Annotated in this window: 16 protein-coding genes; 11 read left to right on the forward strand and 5 right to left on the reverse strand. The window is 56.4% G+C overall.

What is annotated here, in order from left to right:
• From rsxA to elyC, 5 genes are all read right to left on the reverse strand, one after another.
• The gene (gene rsxA, locus PU634_RS06890; RefSeq protein WP_306763322.1) at positions 1–582 is read right to left on the reverse strand and encodes an electron transport complex subunit RsxA; all 582 of its coding nucleotides are present in this window, start codon (positions 580–582) and stop codon (positions 1–3) included.
• Between the two features lie 80 nt (positions 583–662).
• Positions 663–1,388 (reverse strand): sulfite exporter TauE/SafE family protein, encoded by a 726-nt coding sequence (locus tag PU634_RS06895; RefSeq protein ID WP_306763323.1) that lies wholly within the window; start codon positions 1,386–1,388, stop codon positions 663–665.
• A 349-nt stretch (positions 1,389–1,737) separates the two neighbouring features.
• On the reverse strand, positions 1,738–2,700 hold the full coding sequence (gene pfkA / locus PU634_RS06900; protein ID WP_306763324.1) for a 6-phosphofructokinase: 963 nt from the start codon (positions 2,698–2,700) through the stop codon (positions 1,738–1,740).
• Between the two features lie 182 nt (positions 2,701–2,882).
• On the reverse strand, positions 2,883–3,635 hold the full coding sequence (gene tpiA / locus PU634_RS06905) for a triose-phosphate isomerase (protein ID WP_306763325.1): 753 nt from the start codon (positions 3,633–3,635) through the stop codon (positions 2,883–2,885).
• Between the two features lie 85 nt (positions 3,636–3,720).
• Positions 3,721–4,491: an envelope biogenesis factor ElyC gene (gene elyC, locus PU634_RS06910; RefSeq protein WP_306763326.1), complete on the reverse strand. Its 771-nt coding sequence runs from the start codon at positions 4,489–4,491 to the stop codon at positions 3,721–3,723.
• Positions 4,492–4,563: 72 nt separating this feature from the next.
• Here elyC and PU634_RS06915 point away from each other — a divergent pair, with 72 nt between their 5' ends.
• The 11 genes from PU634_RS06915 (at position 4,564) to PU634_RS06965 (ending at position 18,630) form a co-directional block, all read left to right on the forward strand.
• Entirely contained in the window at positions 4,564–5,334 is a 771-nt protein-coding gene (locus PU634_RS06915; RefSeq protein ID WP_306763327.1) for a methyltransferase domain-containing protein, read from the forward strand.
• 226 nt (positions 5,335–5,560) lie between these two features.
• Positions 5,561–6,886: a chromosome partition protein MukF gene (gene mukF, locus PU634_RS06920; protein WP_306763328.1), complete on the forward strand. Its 1,326-nt coding sequence runs from the start codon at positions 5,561–5,563 to the stop codon at positions 6,884–6,886.
• Positions 6,867–7,553, forward strand: coding sequence for a chromosome partition protein MukE (gene mukE / locus PU634_RS06925; RefSeq protein ID WP_306763329.1), 687 nt, complete (start codon positions 6,867–6,869; stop codon positions 7,551–7,553). Before mukF ends, mukE begins: the two co-directional genes overlap by 20 nt.
• Positions 7,550–11,965 (forward strand): chromosome partition protein MukB, encoded by a 4,416-nt coding sequence (gene mukB / locus PU634_RS06930; protein WP_306763330.1) that lies wholly within the window; start codon positions 7,550–7,552, stop codon positions 11,963–11,965. Before mukE ends, mukB begins: the two co-directional genes overlap by 4 nt.
• Before the next feature lie 761 nt (positions 11,966–12,726).
• The gene (locus PU634_RS06935) at positions 12,727–14,460 is read left to right on the forward strand and encodes an ATP-dependent nuclease (protein WP_306763331.1); all 1,734 of its coding nucleotides are present in this window, start codon (positions 12,727–12,729) and stop codon (positions 14,458–14,460) included.
• A gap of 93 nt (positions 14,461–14,553) precedes the next feature.
• Positions 14,554–15,087, forward strand: coding sequence for an AlbA family DNA-binding domain-containing protein (locus PU634_RS06940; protein ID WP_306763332.1), 534 nt, complete (start codon positions 14,554–14,556; stop codon positions 15,085–15,087).
• Between the two features lie 74 nt (positions 15,088–15,161).
• A complete protein-coding gene (locus PU634_RS06945) occupies positions 15,162–15,821 on the forward strand; it encodes an ATP-binding protein (RefSeq protein ID WP_306763333.1) in 660 nt (219 codons plus the stop codon).
• 76 nt (positions 15,822–15,897) lie between these two features.
• A complete protein-coding gene (locus tag PU634_RS06950) occupies positions 15,898–16,788 on the forward strand; it encodes a hypothetical protein (protein WP_306763334.1) in 891 nt (296 codons plus the stop codon).
• A 25-nt stretch (positions 16,789–16,813) separates the two neighbouring features.
• On the forward strand, positions 16,814–17,767 hold the full coding sequence (locus PU634_RS06955; protein ID WP_306763335.1) for a hypothetical protein: 954 nt from the start codon (positions 16,814–16,816) through the stop codon (positions 17,765–17,767).
• 56 nt (positions 17,768–17,823) lie between these two features.
• The gene (locus PU634_RS06960) at positions 17,824–18,222 is read left to right on the forward strand and encodes a GFA family protein (RefSeq protein ID WP_306763336.1); all 399 of its coding nucleotides are present in this window, start codon (positions 17,824–17,826) and stop codon (positions 18,220–18,222) included.
• A 135-nt stretch (positions 18,223–18,357) separates the two neighbouring features.
• Positions 18,358–18,630 (forward strand): hypothetical protein, encoded by a 273-nt coding sequence (locus PU634_RS06965; RefSeq protein WP_306763337.1) that lies wholly within the window; start codon positions 18,358–18,360, stop codon positions 18,628–18,630.
• Positions 18,631–18,677 lie beyond the last annotated feature (47 nt).

Consider the following 18,677-nt stretch of genomic DNA (forward strand, 5'->3'; position numbering starts at 1 on the left):
TTACAACTTCACCAGTCCGGTAAAGCCCATAAAGGCCAGTGACATCAGGCCGGCGGTCACCAGTGCCAGGGCCGGGCCGCGAAACGGGGCGGGTACGTCGGCGCCGGCCAGCCGTTCGCGCATGGCGGCAAACAGCACCAGCACCAGGGAAAAGCCCACCGCCGCGCCAAAGCCGTAGACCAGGCTTTGCATGAAATTATGCTGCTCGTTGATGTTGAGCAGGGCCACCCCCAGCACCGCGCAGTTGGTGGTGATCAGCGGCAGGAAGATACCCAGCAGCCGGTACAGCGCCGGGCTGGTTTTATGCACCACCATTTCGGTGAACTGCACCACCACGGCGATCACCAGAATAAACGACAGGGTGCGCAGGTACAGCAGATCCAGCGGCAGCAAAATATACTGGTTGACCAGATAGGAGCAGGCGGCGGCCAGGGTCAGCACAAAGGTGGTGGCCAGGCCCATGCCGATGGCGGTTTCCAGCTTGCCCGACACCCCCATAAAGGGGCACAGGCCAAGAAACTTCACCAGCACGAAGTTGTTGACCAGCACGGTGCCGACAAACAGCAGCAGGTATTCAGACATGATCACTCGGCATTCGACAATAAACGGCGGTTATTATCGGACTTTATGCCTCGTTTAACAATGCCACGGTTTACGCGGGATTAGGTCAAGGTATTGATTAACATGCCGATCACCGCCAGGGTGCAGAGCCCCAGTGAGCCGTAGTGCATCACCGGACGCGACACCAGGTGCAGGGTGTGCACCGCCAGCCAGTTGCCCAGCAGCGCCGCCGGCGCCAGCGGCAGGGCCATCATCAGGTGGGCCTGGGTCAGAAAGCCGCCGCTGGCCAGCGCCCCTACCGACATCAGGGTGGAGACCACAAAAAAGCCCGCCAGGTTGGCGCGAATGCGGTGCATGTCGGCGCCGTGCATCACCAGTACCATGGGGGGGCCGCCGATGGTGGTGCTGGTGCCCATCACCCCCGACAGAAAGCCGCCCAGCGCCATGTTGGTTTTGGTCATGGGCAGGGCGATGTCCTTCAGCCGCACCAGTACCCCCAGCATGATGGTAATGGCGATGAGCACCGCCAGCCATTGCAACGGCAGCACCGCCAGCAGCCACACCCCCACGGCACTGCCGGGAATGCGTGCCAGCAGCGCCGGTGCCAGCAGGTTCAGCTCCAGCCCCTTGCGAAAACGCCAGCCATTCACCAGGCACATGACCAGCAGCACCACCATCAGCGGGCCGGGCACCAGCGCCGGATCCAGATAAAACAGAATGGGCGCGGCCACCACCGCCATGCCAAAACCGATGGCGGTCTGCACGTAGGCGCCGGTAAAGCAGGCCAGGGCGGCCAGCACAAGAGTGAAAGTGTCCACGTTGGTCATGGTTGGCTCGGCAAAAACAGGGTGAGGAGTGCCATTATGGCCACTGGCCCCGGGAAGCAGAAGCCCAATCGGCGCTGGTCTTATCAATAATGTGGGCTGGCACCAAATACGGTCGGTAATGTGTGCGGCGTTACCAGATATTCGTCATGCCCGCGCAGGCGGGCATCCAGGGGCAGGCGCCGCTGTTGTCTGAAAATCCTACGCTGGTTTGAATACGGCGCTGGCTGTGAAATGGACTCCCGCCTTCGCGGGAGTGACGTTCCTTTGCGGGATTGCTCCGCTATCCGGGAAATGGAGCCCATTTACGGAATGACGGGTCCCTGTTCCCCAGTCCCTAATCCCTGACAGGTCAGAACAGGGTATTCGACAGCTGATACATCTCTTCGTTAAAGGGCCGGCGCAGGTGCTTGATGCAGTCGATGATGTCGTGATGCACGATATGGTTGTTCTGCAGGCCCATGCAGCGGCCGCCAAAGCCTTCCAGCAACAGCTCCACGGCGCGGGCGCCCATGCGGCTGGCCATGATGCGATCCGCCGCGGTGGGCGTGCCGCCGCGCTGAATGTGGCCGAGAATGGTGGCGCGGGTGTCGCGGCCGGTGGCGGCCTGAATGCTCCTGGCCAGCTGATTGACGTCACAGACGTTTTCACAGATGGCCACAATGGCGTGCTTCTTGCCCTTGGCCACCCCTTCGTGAATTTGCTGAATCAGCTCTTCCTGATCAAAGGCCACTTCCGGCACTATCACGTATTCGGCGCCACCGGCCACGGCGGCGGAGGAGGTGAGATCGCCGCAGTGGCGGCCCATGATCTCCACCACCGAAATGCGGTTGTGGGAGCTGCAGGTGTCCCGCAACCGGTCTATGGCTTCCACCGCCACGTTAAGGGCGGTATCAAAGCCGATGGTGTAGTCGGTGCCGGCAATGTCGTTGTCGATGGTGCCGGGAATGCCGATGCAGGGAAAGCCCATTTCGGTCAGGCACATGGCGCCCATGTAGGAGCCGTCGCCGCCGATCACCACCAGGCCTTCAATGCCGTGTTTTTTCAGGTTTTCTATCGCCTCTTTGCGCACGGCTTCCTGCTTGAACTCGGGAAAACGGGCCGAGCCCAGAAAGGTGCCGCCCCGGGTGATCACGTCCGACACACTATGGCGGTCGAGGGGAACTATCTGATCCTGATGCAGGCCGAGATACCCGTTCTGAATGCCATATACTTCCAGTCCGTGATGCAGGCCGGCCCGCACCACGGCACGAATGGCGGCGTTCATGCCGGGCGCGTCGCCGCCGCTGGTGAGCACCCCAATGCGTTTGATCATGCAATCCCTCGTTATCAATGGCTTGCCTTGCAAGTCTCGACGGTGGGCGTTAAATGGTGCTGTAGGCGCCGCTTCAGCCGGCGCAATTCATCCACCAACGCCGTTATTACAGGCCTGCCAAGCAGACCCCGCCAACTGAAGTGGTGGCTACGGGCAATACGCATGTTTAGCGGACTGCAGCCTTACGTCCCTGCGCGAATAATGGCGGCGAACTCGTCGGCCTTCAGTGCCGCGCCGCCCACCAGGGCGCCGTCGATGTCTGCCATGGCAAACAGGCCGGCGGCGCTGTCGCCCTTGACCGAGCCACCATAAAGGATCTGCACGCCGGCGGCCACCTCGGCGTTCTGCTGCGCCAGAAAGGCGCGAATGGCACCGTGCACACCCTGCGCAATCTCGGGGGTGGCGGTCTTGCCGGTGCCAATGGCCCAGACCGGCTCATAGGCGATCACGGCGTGCTGCAGGGACTCAATGCCACAGGCATCGATCACCGCCTGCAACTGGCGCTCTACCACGGTTTGCGTTTCACCCGCTTCAAACTGTTCCAGGGTTTCACCAATGCACAGCACCGGCACCAGCTGTTGCTGCTGAACGGCAGCGAACTTGGCAGCCACCACGGCGTCGGTTTCACCGTGCAGGGTGCGGCGCTCGCTGTGGCCCACCAGCACGTACTTCACGCCAAATTCCTGGTACATGGCCGGGGAGTTTTCACCGGTAAAGGCCCCCTCGGTGTGTACGTCGGCGTCCTGGGCGCCCAGGGCAATCCGGCTGCCAGCCAGTTCGGCTTCTGCCTGGCCCAGAAACAGCACCGGCGGGCACACGGCCACGGCCACATTGGCGGCCTCGGCGGCAGGCACCTTGAGGGCAGAAATCAGCTCGCGCACCATGGTCTTGCTGCCGTTCAGTTTCCAGTTACCCATTACCAGAGTCTGTCGCATCAGAAATTTCCTTTCAGTCAAATGGGGTGGATTATAGGGATGTGGGCCGCATTAAACCAAGCCTACCGAGTCAAGTGCCAGCGAATTAATCAGTTTGTGCGGTCAGACGCATCCACAGCCGGCCCAGGTATTCGTGCCAGGCCAGCTCGCTGCGCTCCAGGTATCGGGCCCGGGGCAACCAGGTATAAAGCGGCAAGGTGCCGGCGCTTTCTTTGGCCTGATGATCGACGGGGGCGGGCACGGGGTGCGCGCCCTCGGCGGCAAACAGCGCCATGGCCCGGGGCAGGTGGCTGGCGGAGGAGACCAGCACCGCCCGGCGCCCGGTGATCAGCGGCGCGATGGCGGCGGCCTCGTCGGCGGTATCCTGGGGCTCGGGCAGCATCACAATGCGGGCCGCCTCAATGCCAAAGGCCCGGGCCACCTCACCATAGAGCTCGGCGCTGGTTCGGCCCTCGCCACCGGCGTAGCCGCTGACAATCAACCGGGCCTGGGGGTAGGCCTGGGCCAGGCGCACCCCTTCGCTGATGCGCGCCAGCGCCGCATTGCCCAGCTGGCTCAGCAGCGGCAGGCGAGAGTCCGCCACCTGGGCCGCCCCCAGCACGATAATGTCGTCCACGGGCTGGCTGCCCGCATCAAAGGTTGCATAGGTACTTTCCAGCGGGGCAATCAGCGCATTGGCCACCGGGCGCGTGCTGAGCAGCATTAATGCCAGCAGCGGCAGGGTGACCAGGAATATTCCACTGCGCCGGTGCCGTATCAGTAGCAGAAACACGCCGAACAGCGCCAAAAAAAGCAGCAGGGGCAGGGGTAAAAGCAGGCTTCCCAGCCATTTTTTCGCCAAAAAGAGGGGACTCATGCAGTCTCGCATTTGTTAACCGTACCGGTTGTGCCAGAATAGCCGTTCTCTTAATGGCAAGAAATACCGGTCTTGACGCGCAATACCAGTTTCGACGGCAAAAGCCGCACCTTTTCACGCAATATCTACGGCACCACCAAGGGGCAAATACGCCTGCGGGTGCTGACCCGGGATCTGGCCGAATGGCTGCCGGCCAGCCAGCCGCCCCTGCGCATTCTGGATGCCGGCGGCGGCTTTGGCCCTGTGTCCCAGCGTCTGGCCGCCGAGGGACACAGTGTGGTGCTGTGCGATCTGTCGGCGGAAATGCTGGATGAAGCCCGGGCCCAGGTGGCGGAAATCGGCCTGAGTGCGCAGTTTGATTTTATTCACGGCCCCATTCAGTCGTTAACCGTGGCCGACCTGGGTCAGTTTGACCTGATTTTGTGCCACGCCGTGCTGGAATGGGTGGAAGATCAGGCCGGCCTGCTGGCGACATTAAACGAGCTGCTGCGCCCGGGCGGCCATTTATCGCTGATGTATTACAACCGCGACGGCCTGCTGTATCACAGCCTGGTAAAAGGCAATTTTGATTACGTGCACGCCAACCTGGTCAGAAAACGACGCCAGAAACTGACGCCGGGCTGGCCCTGCCGGCCCGCCGAGGTAGATGGCTGGCTGAGTGAGCTCGGCTTTGTTATAACCGGGCGCAGTGGCGTGCGGGTGTTTCACGATTACATGTCGAACGTGCACGGGCCCTTTCCCACCGAGGAAGAGCTGATTGAGATGGAGCTGGCCCACTCCCGCACCGAGCCCTTTATGCACCTGGGGCGTTATATGCACGTGCTGGCGCGGAAGGCGTTGTAGGCCCCGTTTTAACGGGGCATGGGTGCTTCATGTTGCACCGCTGCCCCAATAAATTGGGGCCTACAAAGGACTCCCGTCCCCGCCTGCGCGGGAGTGACGAAACCATTGCCGTAGGTTGGCGATGAGCGCAGCGAATCCCAACACAGGGGCACACCGGGCCCGACAGAAAAAAACACGCGCCGCCGGGTCAAGGCCGGGCGGTATTCAAAGTGAAGAGAGCAACACCATGACGGAAATGTCCCGCACCCTGCCGGACTGGATCGGCTGGGTCAGAGAGGAAAATCTGGGGCTGAGCCTGCCGCCTGAACGGCTGGCCTTTTTGCTGGCGGTGCACATCTTTGGCCGGGGCGGTGAGCAGCCGCAGCTGTCCGAGGCCGAGCTGCATCACGCCTTTGGCTATGTCAGCAAGGGCTTTGACCAGGCCGAGGATACGCAGGTCAGCCGGGCCAACAACGCCATTAACGATCTGGTGCGCCAGCGCCTGCTGAGCCGCTTTCAGGGCGACGGCGGCGAGGGCGAAAGCCTCTATCGCCTGACGAGGCTGGGGCTGGCCATTGTGGAGTTCTTTGCCGCCCAGCGGGAGGTGAGCCAGATCAAACTCTCGCTGTTGCTGGAGCACATTGCCCAGGAGCTGGACAAGGTGGCCGAGGCCATTGCCGCCAACCCCGACGAGCGGGGCTGGGCCCAGAACGTGGAAGGCCGGCTCAAGTATTCGGTCTCCGAGCAGCTGGCGCGCATTGACGACACCCAGCGCACCATGGACGAGCAGCAAAACGCGGTCAAGGCCAACATCGCTTCCCTGCTCAACAAGAACTGGCACGAGGCCATTCACGCCTGCGAACAGCTGCTGCGGGAAACCGGTGTCACCCTGCGCGAACTGCAGGACACTCTGGATAAAGCCGGCCACGGCCTGCAGCAGAGCCTGCTCAATATTGAAGAGCAGCTGCAGCAAAGCCCGCGCGGCGCCGAGGTGGCGGTGCTGTGCCAGCAGCTGCAGGCCCGGCTCGACGCCATTATTCACTGGGGCAGTCAGTGCATTGAACTCTGGTCCCGTTACGATCGCCATGTACACCGCTTTATCCGCACCGCCATCGACATGGACAAGAACCGCGCCTTCAGCCAGCGGCTGCGGGAGTCCATTCGTCACTTTGAGGATCACAACTGGCGGCTGCGGGTGAGCCAGACCCTGCCGCTGCTGGAGCTGCGCGACGAAACCATGGCGGCCTACGCCGAGGAAGTGACCGGCGAGCTGCCGGTGGCGCTGGAATATCAGGACATGACCGACGTGGCCGCCGAGCTCTCGGGCCGCATTCGCGAGCATCTTGAGGTGTTTGCCACCGCCGGCAAGCCGCTTGATCTGGCCGGGGTGCTGCGCGACTACCTCAACGATTATCCCCATTACCAGCACTTTGACATTGCGCGCCTGCTGATTGACGAGGCGGTCAAGCTCGGCCATGCCGACGGCGAACTGGCGGGCGCGCCCATGCCCGACTGGCAACCCATTAATGCCCACGGGGCCAAGGTACAAGCACATGTTATCGACCAATACTGAACAGGCCCTGGACTCAAGACTGGTTCAGGCCATTGCCAACCCGCTGTTTCCCGCCCTCGACAACCAGCTGCGCGCGGGCCGGCACATTACCGCCGATGAGCTGGAGCAGCATTCGCTGCTGCAGGAATACTACCCCGAGCTGGACGCCTTTTATCAGCGCTATCAGGCTGAGCTGGTGCGCGCCCCCGAGGGCTTTTATTACCTGCGGCCGCGCTCTACCAGCGAGTTGGGCACCTCCATTCTCTCCGAGCTGGAAATGCTGGTGGGCAAGGTGCTGTGCTACCTCTACCTGAGCCCGGACCGGCTGATCAACGAAGGGGTGTTCTCCGTTGAGGACTTGCAGGAAGAGATCCTGACCCTGTCCAACGAGCAGGCGCTGCTGCGCATGGTCAATCAGCGCGCCGGCGGCAGTGATCTTGACAAGCGCAAGCTGGCCGACAAGCTCAAAAGCGCCATTCGCCGGCTCAGGCGCATTGGCATGGTGAGCGGCGTGGGCAGCCAGGACAAATTCCGTATTACCGAAGCGGTGTTCCGCTTTGCCGCCGACGTGCGCAGCGACGAAGATCCCCGCGAGCTGCAGTTGCGCATGATCAGGGAAGGCGAAGCCGTGGCCGGCACCGACACCACAGCAAATGAACAGCAGGACGAGCAGGAGAACGAGCAGTGAGTGTGACCCGAGGCAAGTTTCAATCCCTGACCATGGTCAACTGGAACGGCTTTTTCGCCCGCACCTTTGATCTGGACCAGCTGGTGACGACCCTGTCCGGTGGCAACGGCGCCGGCAAGTCCACCACCATGGCGGCCTTTATTGCCGCGCTGATCCCCGATCTCAGCCTGCTGCACTTTCGCAATACCACCGAAGCGGGCAGCCAGTCCGGCAGCCGCGACAAGGGCCTGTATGGCAAGCTGCAACGGGGTCACTGCTATTCGCTGATTGAGGTGACCACCTCACAGCAGGAGCGGGTGTGGTTTGGCGTGCACCTGGAGCAGGTGGCCAACCGTGACAACAAGGTCAATATGGTGCCCTTTGCTTTACAGGATGTGGGCGAGGGCGCGGCGCCTACCGAGCTGCTGCTGCAGCGGCTGGAAGACGGCCGCGGCCAGGTGCGCTCCCTCAACGAGCTGAAGGCCGCCGCCACGAATGCCGGCCTGCGTTTTAGCCGCTTTAATACGGTGAGCGAGTATCATAATTTCCTGTTCGACCTGGGCGTGACCCCGCGCAAGCTGAAAGATCAGCGCGACCGGGTGAAGTTTTATCGCCTGATCGAAGCGTCTCTGTATGGCGGTATTTCCAGCACCATCAGCCGCAGCCTGAAAGACTACCTGCTGCCGGAAAACGCCGGCATTCGCAAGGCCTTTACCGACATGGAGGCGGCGATCTTTGAAAACCGCCGCACTTTGGAGTCCATTCGCGAAACCCAGCGTCAGCGGGATCTGTTCCGCCAGCTCATTACCGAAACCACCCATTACGCCGCCGCCGACTATGTGCGCAACAGCGCCGAAAAGCAGCGGTTGTCGGATCTCGCCCTGTCGGCCCGCCGAGCGCTGGCGGAAGAGCGCCGCATTCTGGCCGAAGAAAAGGCCCGGCTGATTTATCTGGCCGATGAATACGAGCACCTGCAGGCCAAAGAGCGCATGCTTACCCAGGAGCTGGATATCGCGTCCGAGCATCTCGCCAAGGTGCTGAGCGGGGTCAAGCTTAATGAGAAAATTCAGGCCTACCAGCTGGAGCTGGACGAGCTGGAAGAAAAGCTCGCCATTCAGGAAGACATGCTGGCCGAGCTGCAGGATGAGTATCAGCAGGCCCAGGACGCGCGCACCGAGGCCGACGCCGAGGTAGACAGCCTGAAGAGCCAGCTGGCGGATTATCAGCAGGCGCTGGACACCCAGCAGACCCGCGCCATTCAGTATCGTCAGGCCCGTCAGGCACTGGAAGACGTGCGTGCCCGCTGCGAGCTGCCAAACCTTGAGCCGGAGCAGGCGAAAGAACAAGAGCAGCGCTATCAGCAACGCGAGCAGGAACTTACCCAAACCGTGCTGGAGCAACGCCAGCAGCTCTCGCTGGCCGAGGCGGCCCGGGCCCAGTATGACCAGGCGCTGGCGCTGCTGGAAGCCGTGGCCGGCCCGGTGGACCGCGCCGCCGCCTACGGCAAGGCCATGCAATTGATTGAGCAGGGCCGGGAGCACCAGAGCCTGCTCGGCCGGGAAGAGGGCATTCGCCGCACCCTGAAAGACGCCGAGCAGGCCGAAGCCCGGCTGCACAAGGTGCGCGAGCTGCAAGCCGAGCTGGCCCGTTACAACCGCCGGGTGAACAGCGAAGACGAGCTCGAGCTGCAACTGGCGGAGCTCGACGAACAAAAGGCCGAGGCCGAAGAGCAACTGGCCGAATGTGCTGAGGCCCTGCGCCAGCTGCAGTCCGCCGAAGGCCAGCTGGCCCCGCGCATTAAAGCATTGAAGGCTCAGGCGCCGGCCTGGCACAAGGCCCGGCAGGCGCTGGAGCGGCTGCGGGAGCTTTCAAACCAGCCGCTGACCGACAGCAGCGAAATTACCGCCGCCATGCAGCAGGCCCTGCGCGACGAGCATCAGGCCGAGCAGACCAAGCAAACGGCGCTGGCCGCCAAGCAACGGCTGGAGCAGCACATTCGGGTGCTGAGCGGCGGCAGCGATGCCTCTCCCGAGCTGGTGTCTTTGTGCGAGCACCTGGGCGGCACCCTGCTGTGCGAGGTGTATGACGACATCGCGGTGGAAGACGCCCCTTACTACGAGGCGCTGTACGGCCCGGCCCGCAACGCCATTGTGGTGGCGGACCCGCAAGCCGCGCTGGAAAAACTGCAGGCGCTGGAAAGCTGCCCAACCGACGTGTACCTCATTCAGGGCAACCCCGACGCCTTTGATGAAGACCTGCTGCAGGCCACCGAGCTGGAAGGGGCCGTGTATGTGCAAAACGGCGAGCGCCAGCTGCGTTACTCCCGTTTTCCCGCCGTGCCGCTGTTTGGCCGCGCCGCCCGGGAAGCCCAGGTGGACAAGCTGCGCGAAGAGCTTGAAGCCGAGAGCGCCCGTTATGCCGAAGCCGCCTTTGCCCAGCAAAAGCACAGCCGGCTGTATCATCAGCTGAGCGACTTTGTCAGTGACGGCCTGCAACAGGCCTTTGCCCCCAGCCCGGAAGAATTGCTGGCGGAGCTGGCCGAGCAGCAACAGCAACTGGAGCAGGAGCGGGCGCAGCTTGCCGAGCAGCGCGCCCAGTGGGCCAGCAAGGTGGAGAGTCTGCGCGAGCAGCAGGGGCTGCTGCACAAGCTGCTGCCGCTGGCATCCTGGCTTGCCGACGACGGCGTGGCCGAACGGCTGCAAAGCGCCAGGGCCGAGGCCGACAAACTCAATGAGGCCCGCAACTTTATGGCCGCCCATGGCCAGCGCCTGGGCCGGCTGGCGGAGCAGGTGCAGGTGCTGCGTCAGGATCCCGCCGGCGTTGAGGCACTGAAGGCCGCCACCGAGCAGGCCGAAGCCGAGCTGAGCGAGGCCCGGGCCCGCACCTATGCCCTTAACCAGCTGGTGGCACGGCTGCCGCACCTGGCCTATGCCGATGCCGAGCAGCTGCTGAGCCAGAGCTCCGCCATGAACGACAGCCTCAAGGCCAAGCTGGCCCAGGCCGAGGAGGCCCGCCGCAAGGCCGGCCTGCGTGCCGAGCAGCTTTCCGGCCGGGTAAGCGACGCCCTGCAGGCGCGCACCGCCCTGGTGACCGGCCGCGATGCCCGCAACCGCACTCTTGGGGAATTCCGCGACGAGCTGGCGGCCCTGGGCATTACCCTTGCCGACGACATGGAGCAAAAGGCCCGGGATGCCAAGCGCGAGGTGGAAAACGAGCTGGTGCAGACCCGCAACAAGCGCAGCCAGACCGAGGCCCAGCGCCAGGTAACCAAGCGGGAAATCGACTCCCTCAGCCAGCGCCTGTCGAAAGACGGCCAGGGTTACTTTGCCGCTCGCAAGGCGCTGGTGGCCCACAAGGCCAACTGGTCGAGAGTGGAGCGGCTGGCGCGGGAGCACGATGTGGAGCGCCGGCTCAACCGGCCGGAGCTGGCTTACCTTGATGCCGACGAGCTGCGCTCCATGTCCGACAAGGCCCTCGGCACCCTGCGGGTGGCGGTGGAGCACGACGAAGAGCTGCGCGACGCCCTGCGCCTGTCCGAGGGCAACCGCAACACCCTGCAAAAGGTGCAGTTCTACATTCTGGTGTTCCGTCACCTCAAGGCGCGCATTCGCCACGACATCATCCGCGCCGACGATCCGGTGGAGGCCTTGGAGGAAATGGAAGTGGAGCTGGCGCGCCTGGCCGATGAGCTCACCCTGCGTGAAGGTCAGTTGTCGCTGTCGTCCGTGGAGGTGGCCGCCAAGATCAACACCATTATTCGCCGGGAGCAGACCCGTATTCGCCAGCTCAACCAGGGCCTGCAGAACATTCGCTTTGGTCTGGTGGCCGGCGTGCGCCTGAACGTGAACATTCGCGATACCTACCAGCGCCTGCTGGATGCGTTAAGCGACCCGGAAGGCCGCCATCAGGACTTGTTCAGCAGCAAGGAGCTCAGCTTTTCCGAGGCCATGGGCAAGCTGTATCAGCGCCTGAACCCCGAGCTGGAGCGGGGCGATCGCAGCCCGCAGGTGCTGGGCCAGGCTTTGCTGGATTATCGCAACTACCTGGAGCTGGACATTGAAGTGCAGCGCGGCGCCGACGGCTGGCTGCGGGCCGAAAGCGGCGCGCTCTCCACCGGTGAGGCCATTGGCACCGGCCAGGCCATTCTGCTGATGGTGCTGCAAAGCTGGGAAGAAGAAGCCCGCCACCTGCGCGGCCGCGACGTGCTGCCCTGCCGCTTGCTGTTCCTCGACGAGGCCGCGCGCCTCGACGCCCGCTCCATCGCCACCCTGTTCGAGTTGTGCGAGCGCCAGGACATGCAGCTGCTGATTGCCGCTCCGGAAAACATCAGCCCGGAAAAAGGCACCACCTACAAGCTGATCCGCAAGGTGCACGGCAACCAGGAGCATGTGCATGTGGTCGGCCTGCGCGGCTTCGCCGGGGAGGCGGCGTAAGCCTGCTAGCCACTCCAAATCAAACGCCCGCTAATGCGGGCGTTTTTATATTCAGTCATTCCTTCCCCCGAGCCGGAATCCATTCCGCCAGCCACCCGACATCTGCACCTGGTCTCCGTAGGCCCGACTTCAGTCGGGCAATTCAACCCACATCGCCCACCTGAACACCGGTCCCACATCCCGTCATTCCGGCGAAGGCCGGAATCCACTCCACAGACAACACCACTGTTCCCTTGAACACCGGCAAATAACAGCACACCTGTAGCTGCCGCTTCAGCCGGCAGGACCTGTGCAACAGGCTGCCTTTCATCTAAAAAGCAACGCAAGCTCCCTATTATGCAAAAGTTCCATTTGAATTCTTTCCCCCGACAGGCACAATAACTGCTCTTATCCCAGCCAAAGTCAAGTGGCCCGGTCGCCCGCAAGATCCGGGCGGTAGCGTGGCAAAAGCAAAAAGCTGGTGATTTATGCAGTGTATTGGCGGCCTTGCCGGCTTCGTGCTCACTATCTACAAACCGTGCCCGTGTACAGCAAAACGGGCTGAAAAATGCTTATGATCTGAGCGGGTTATGGCAGACAAATGTGGATAGTGCGCAAGCGACCGTTGATAACGAGCATGCGTGTTTTTGTTCATGGCTACAAAGGGTCGATGGGTGAAAAGCTTTATATTATCAAAAGCTTATAAGTGAAAATTGAGTGGGTGTGCATGAAGAAATATGAGCATGCTTACTATCATAATGTTAAGCCAATAAGGAAATCACATGGCCACGAAGAAAAAAATCGAAGAAGTAATTGCCCTAGTTGGTGAAGAAGAAAATTCACCGCGCCCAAGGTTAAATAAACTCATAATCCAAAATTTCAGATCAATTGGTACTGAGAAAGTAGAAATAGAACTTGATGACATTGTTGTCTTGGTTGGACCTAACAATGTTGGAAAAAGTGGTATTTTGAGGGCATATGAGACTGTGATGTCGCATGGCTCTAAAGATGGAAAGTTGACTATTAATGATTTTCCAAATGGGCAAGTTGATACTGATAACCTGCCAACGATCGAGCTTCATACTATCGTGTTTAATGATGCCCCAGGAGATAGGTGGATTAGTCCTACCACTGCAGGCGAGTGGTTAATTCGAGAAAAATGGACGTGGGACAGCCCCAATAAAGACCCGAAAAGGCAAGGGTTTGATGTTCAAAAAGGTGATTGGGACGATCAGGTTCCTTGGGGGGCTCCAAATGTTGCTAATTCTCGCCGACCACTGCCTCACAGGATTGATGCATTCGCTACGCCAGACAAACAAGCTGCTGAAATAACAAAGCTGATAACTAGCCTTCTAAAGGAAAAACTTTCTGATATCAAATCTGACCCTGATCAGGATAAATCTGACTACGAACTTGTTCTTGATAAAATTAAGGATCTTCAGACAAAAGTAGTTCAAGCAACTGAGGATGAAATAAAAGTCATTGAGAATGAGATATCAGATTACTTAGGAAAGCTTTTTCCTAAGCATAAGATCAAATTTGACGCCAAGCCGGAAGCTGATTTAGAAAGTGCATATCAACCATTTAAAAGCACCGCTGACCTGCTAATGGGGCCAGAGAATGGTTATTTTTCATCCATTGAACATCAGGGTTCAGGAGCAAGAAGGACTTTACTTTGGGCTACATTAAAGTATCTTTCTGAATCCCAAGATAAGAAAGGTTCCCGCCCACACGTATTATTACTGGATGAACCAGAAATATGCTTGCATCCATCAGCAATTCGAGAAGCGAGAAATGTCCTTTATGAACTGCCCGCTAGCGGAAATTGGCAAGTAATGATTACTTCCCACTCGCCAATTTTTATTGATCTTTCAAAAGACAATACGACTATCATTAGAGTTTTTCGAGAGAATGATAGCGAGGTTAAAAGCACCACGTTGTATAGACCCGAAAGAGCAAAGCTGGATGATGATGACAAGAAGAATTTAAAGCTAATGAATATTTGTGATCCTTATGTTCATGAGTTCTTTTTTGGTGGACGCCAGATTATTGTCGAAGGCGATACAGAGTACACCGCATTCTCAATGATTAAAGAAATCTACCCTGATGAATATAGTGATGTGCAAATAGTTAGAGCTAGAGGTAAAGGTATAATCCCTTCAGTTGCCAAGGTATTAAAGCAATTCTCAAAGTCATTTTTTATTCTTCATGATACCGATGAAGAGCTAACATCCAAAGGGAAGAGAAATCCTGCTTGGGGAATGAACAATACGATAGCAGCTCTTCTAGACGAAGACGGGAAAGTAAATCTTGTTGCTTGTAAAACATGCTTTGAAACAGCGATTTTTGGTGAGGAAATTAGCTGTGAAAAGCCATACAATGCATTAACTAAAATACGTACAGATGCGAATGCGCGAAGTAGAGTTAAATCTTTGCTTGACTATCTAATTGGGGCAGAGGGCGCGACGCTACCCGAAAATTGCATCCATTGGACCAAAATTGAGCAATTGGCTTAACAAAGCATTGCAGCGGACAAGCCGCTGAATGCGGCGTTAACCCACTGGGTAGCACGCAGTTCGACTTATCGAAAATCAGATATAGGGAATGTCATGGAAGTAAGAAAGATTGACCAAGACGAGATTCAAGCAATTCTTGATCTTAACGAGGACCACTTCAATGATGTGAAAAGCAAAAGAATTGCGCCTGCAAAGTTACAAGAAACATTCGTTGCTTTCGCTAATGCGGATGGTGGCGATATTTTCATAGGGGTTGAGGATAAAGCTGAGGCTGGAGAGAGAGTAGTTGGTTTTTCAGAGCAAGAAGAGGCAAATGGTGTTATATCTACTCTTCTTGAAGAAACTAACCCCGCAGTTGAGAATTTGGTCGTCGAATTCCTTGAAGTTGAAGAAAAAGGGCTGATTCTCCATATAGGGATACCCAAAAGTCCTAAAGTTCATTACACAGCTTCGGGGGATTGTTATATCAGGGTTAATGCTTCTAAAAGAAAAATCAAGGGTGAAAGGGTAACTCAGCTTGCCTATTCTTTCTACGAAAGCAGCGGCTTCTTACAAAGAAGGACGCAGATAGAGTTCCCAATGTGGGATGTGTTCTTCTTTTTGATGAAGAACCCCAAGCAACTTTAGAAACACGTTGCGCAGTCAAGGTGTATAGACTGCGAACAACTGAAAAAGAATATAAGCGAGAGCAGCTCGCCGAGATGCCGATTACGATTAATGGTCCTGTTGAGGCGGTAATAGATCAGGTTATTTCCCAAGTTTCTAATTATATTGACGGTGCATCGTTCGAGGACAATGGAAAGCTGGTACGGCTCTCTTACCCTTCAGAAGCTCTCAAAGAGATTTTAGTAAATGCCGTAATTCATAGAGACTACAGTCTGAACGATGATATTCATGTCAGGGTATTCGACAATCGGGTCGAAATTCAAAGTCCTGGAAAGCTCCCGGGTTATATGAACTTGGATAACCTTTATGATGAGCGCTTTTCCAGAAATCCAAACTTAGTAAGAATGCTTCACAACTTACCCAATCCGGTAAATCATGACATCGGGGAAGGGTTGGATACTGCAAAGAATGAGCTAAAGAGAGCTGGGCTTGTTGACCCAGAGTTTGATGAAAAAGATAACGCTTTTATAGTTACGATACGTCATCAAAAACTTGCTTCAATTGAAGATGTGGTAATGCAGTACTTTGAAGATAACCCCGGCACATCAATAGGGAACAAATTGGTTCGCCAGCTTAGCGGCGAAGATGACATGCAAAAAGTTAAATTGGCCCTTCAAAAGCTAAGAGCGAATGGATTGATTAAGCTTGAAGATGAGAGTGCTTCACCATTCAATTATAGGTACATCAAGGCATAGGGTTAACAAGTCAAAGCACTCGGACGCAGCAAAGCTGCGCCGGTGTTTGAGGCGTTAGGTTCATGGATTAAGAAGAATGATGAATGTCAAACAAAATCCTTTTTCATTCTACGATTTCCTAGGGTATCTAATTCCTGGGGCAGTGTTTCTTTATGGAGCGCTTTTGGTGGTAGGTCACTTGTTGCCAACGGAAACGGCCGTTGATTTTGTTACCTCTCGATTGAGCTTTGATAAAGCGGAAGTTTATATACCATTCATTTTATTGGCGTACATTATAGGCCACTTTCTTAGCTTTCTTTCTTCGATAACCATTGAGCGTTATTCAATCTGGGCGCACGGATACCCATCAAAATACTTATTAGGCATTCCCTCTAAAGGATACCTGCATGTAGCAGAGCACAAAGGCCTTAGACGGGTAATGAGAGTCATTGTATTCGGGGTTCTTGCACCAATTTCAGTTCTTGATTGGTTGCTCGGCGCTAAAGCAGGTATGCGTGATCTATACGCAAAGGCACTAGATAAACTCCTAATCGATGTACTACGGAGACGTATAGAGTGCCTAATAGACGATCATGCCCAAGTTCCAAATCGTTCTGAGCATGGAAAGGCTAGTCAGTTAGATTTCTTTAGATACGCATATCATTACGCTGTGGAGAATGCCGAAAATCACCTTCCAAAAATGCAGAACTACGTTGCGCTTTACGGTTTCCTGAGAACATTGACCTTTATCGCGCTGATACTGTTCTGGATTGTTGTGTGGCATGTGATCACGGCCGAGGTGTCATGCTTAGTCGGCCTTGTTACGGTATCGTCAGCGGCAATAACAACCTTTCTTTTGTTTATGGGGTTTGTGAAATTTTACCGGCGCTTTTCGCTAGAGGCTCTGATGGCCATGGCTGTTACCTACCGCTGCGAACCTAACACGCCGCTCCAGGTGACTTCAGAAAGCGGCGCACCTGAGCAATAACGTTATATTCACAAGGAGTCTTGAATTGGCAATAGATGTTGCGTTTAGTATTGAGGCAAATGATTACATAGATCCTGACCGGGCATATGACCTTTATTGGTCTGGAATCATTACTGACAAGAAGAAGTTTATTTGTCCGGGAACAGATTGTACGGCGCAAGTAACATGCGCAAACCTAGATGAAGACCTTCAAGATATGAAGGTCGTTCCGCATTACCGCATCTATGGTAAGCATTCTGAGGGCTGCGAAATATTCAATGATAAGCCTCTCAATTTGAAGTGCGAAGATGGTACATCTATAAAAGAAGAAAAACGCACGGTAGATGAATCCATTGTAGACGTATTTCTTCTGGAACGACCAGACTCCTACTATGATGAGGCCAGAACTGATGCAGGCAATAATAGCCAGGCTATTAAAAAACCAGGTTTTGTCCGTAGATCTAAAGATACAAGATTAAGAGAAGCAGGAAGCATCGGAAACATATACTCCGTCCGATCTGTTGTTGGTAGATACATCCGATATAGAAATGATGGTTCCATTGACCAGCGGAGGGTCAATATCCTTGGCAAGAACATATATTACCGAAGTATATTTAAATGCATATGGGAGCAGGACTTAGACGATCTCCCAAACCACCCAGTAATCTACTATGGTTGGGCCTTTGTGAATAGGCTTCCTTCCGGTGCTGGATATCAAATTAAATTCAAGAAAAAATTTAAAAAAGGCGATGACGAATACACTAGCACTATAATGATCGCCGATCGCCTGATAGAAAGTTATGAAATCAAAAAATTAGTTGCAACAAGACTTGAGAAGATAAAAGCTCAGGGAAAACCAACTGCATTCGTTTTCGTGTATGGCGAGCCAAAGGAAAATGTATCAAAAGCTGGAAATAAGTATGCCAATTTCTCAATAACCAATCTGGATATGATAGACATAAATTATGACTGTCCATTGCCAAGAGAATATAACAAGTAAAGTCAGCCGACGCATAAATGCGCCGTTGCTTTAGGCGTTAAAATCTGAGGTGTCTTATGACTAAGCCCACAGGTCGTTGCCATTGCGGTACCGTTACCTGGGCATTTTCCCTGCCCGTTAAAACCGTGGTCAAGTGCCATTGCAATAACTGCAGAAAGTTGCAGGGCAGTGATTACAGCTGCTGGATTATTGTGCCCAAGGCACAGTTTGAGCTGTTGATCGGTCATGAATCGCTCACCCTCTACCAGGCCAATAAGCGTTCCAGCAAGTCATTCTGCTCCCGCTGCGGCTCGGCCTGCCATCTGGTGAACGGCAGGCACTTTCCCGATTGTGTGGTGTTGCCACTGGGGGCGGTGGAGCGGTTCATGCCCGCACTGGCACCACAGGTTCAGGTATATACCGCAAACAAGGCAGCCTGGGTAAACTTGCATGACGATGAGCCAGTGCTTGGTTAAGCGTGAATCATCACAGTGTGCCAAGCCGGTGTGCGCCTTCATTGCTTGTGCCGCCGGGCAATGAAAAGGAGCCCTTGCCGTGGCTTATACTAAAGCTTCCTTGAAGGGTTAACGATCAACAGAGAGGGTGCCCAAATGACCACGGTAATCGCAGTGCATGAGGTAGACGATGTGGGCCACTGGCTGAGCTCGCCCAAACGGGCCGAATTTTTTGCCGCTCACGGCATGACGGTTCGCACCTTTGTCAGCCCGGAAGGCGGAAAGCGGGTAGGGCTGATCATCGAAAATGTGCCCAGTCTTGAGGCGCTCAAAACCGCGCTCGAGGGTGCCGATGCCGCCGAGGCAATGAAACATGACGGCGTACACCCCGATACGGTAGAGCTGTTTATTGCAGGGCAGTCGGACTGAGGCTATTCCGAATGCAAAAACGCCCGCCAGTGCGGGCGTTTTCATTT

It is taken from the genome of Oceanimonas pelagia (genome assembly GCF_030849025.1).
Classification (GTDB): Bacteria; Pseudomonadota; Gammaproteobacteria; order Enterobacterales; family Aeromonadaceae; genus Oceanimonas; species Oceanimonas pelagia.

Excerpts from the sequence above, each read along its gene's own strand:
- PU634_RS06965 (WP_306763337.1), top strand. The coding sequence starts at position 18,358 with ATGACCACGGTAATCGCAGTGCATGAGGTAGACGATGTGGGCCACTGG.
- PU634_RS06950 (WP_306763334.1), top strand. The coding sequence starts at position 15,898 with ATGATGAATGTCAAACAAAATCCTTTTTCATTCTACGATTTCCTAGGG.
- tpiA (WP_306763325.1), bottom strand. The coding sequence starts at position 3,635 with ATGCGACAGACTCTGGTAATGGGTAACTGGAAACTGAACGGCAGCAAG.
- mukE (WP_306763329.1), top strand. The coding sequence starts at position 6,867 with ATGTTATCGACCAATACTGAACAGGCCCTGGACTCAAGACTGGTTCAG.
- mukF (WP_306763328.1), top strand. The coding sequence starts at position 5,561 with ATGACGGAAATGTCCCGCACCCTGCCGGACTGGATCGGCTGGGTCAGA.
- elyC (WP_306763326.1), bottom strand. The coding sequence starts at position 4,491 with ATGAGTCCCCTCTTTTTGGCGAAAAAATGGCTGGGAAGCCTGCTTTTA.
- pfkA (WP_306763324.1), bottom strand. The coding sequence starts at position 2,700 with ATGATCAAACGCATTGGGGTGCTCACCAGCGGCGGCGACGCGCCCGGC.
- PU634_RS06960 (WP_306763336.1), top strand. The coding sequence starts at position 17,824 with ATGACTAAGCCCACAGGTCGTTGCCATTGCGGTACCGTTACCTGGGCA.
- PU634_RS06935 (WP_306763331.1), top strand. The coding sequence starts at position 12,727 with ATGGCCACGAAGAAAAAAATCGAAGAAGTAATTGCCCTAGTTGGTGAA.
- PU634_RS06940 (WP_306763332.1), top strand. The coding sequence starts at position 14,554 with ATGGAAGTAAGAAAGATTGACCAAGACGAGATTCAAGCAATTCTTGAT.
- rsxA (WP_306763322.1), bottom strand. The coding sequence starts at position 582 with ATGTCTGAATACCTGCTGCTGTTTGTCGGCACCGTGCTGGTCAACAAC.
- PU634_RS06945 (WP_306763333.1), top strand. The coding sequence starts at position 15,162 with ATGCCGATTACGATTAATGGTCCTGTTGAGGCGGTAATAGATCAGGTT.
- PU634_RS06895 (WP_306763323.1), bottom strand. The coding sequence starts at position 1,388 with ATGACCAACGTGGACACTTTCACTCTTGTGCTGGCCGCCCTGGCCTGC.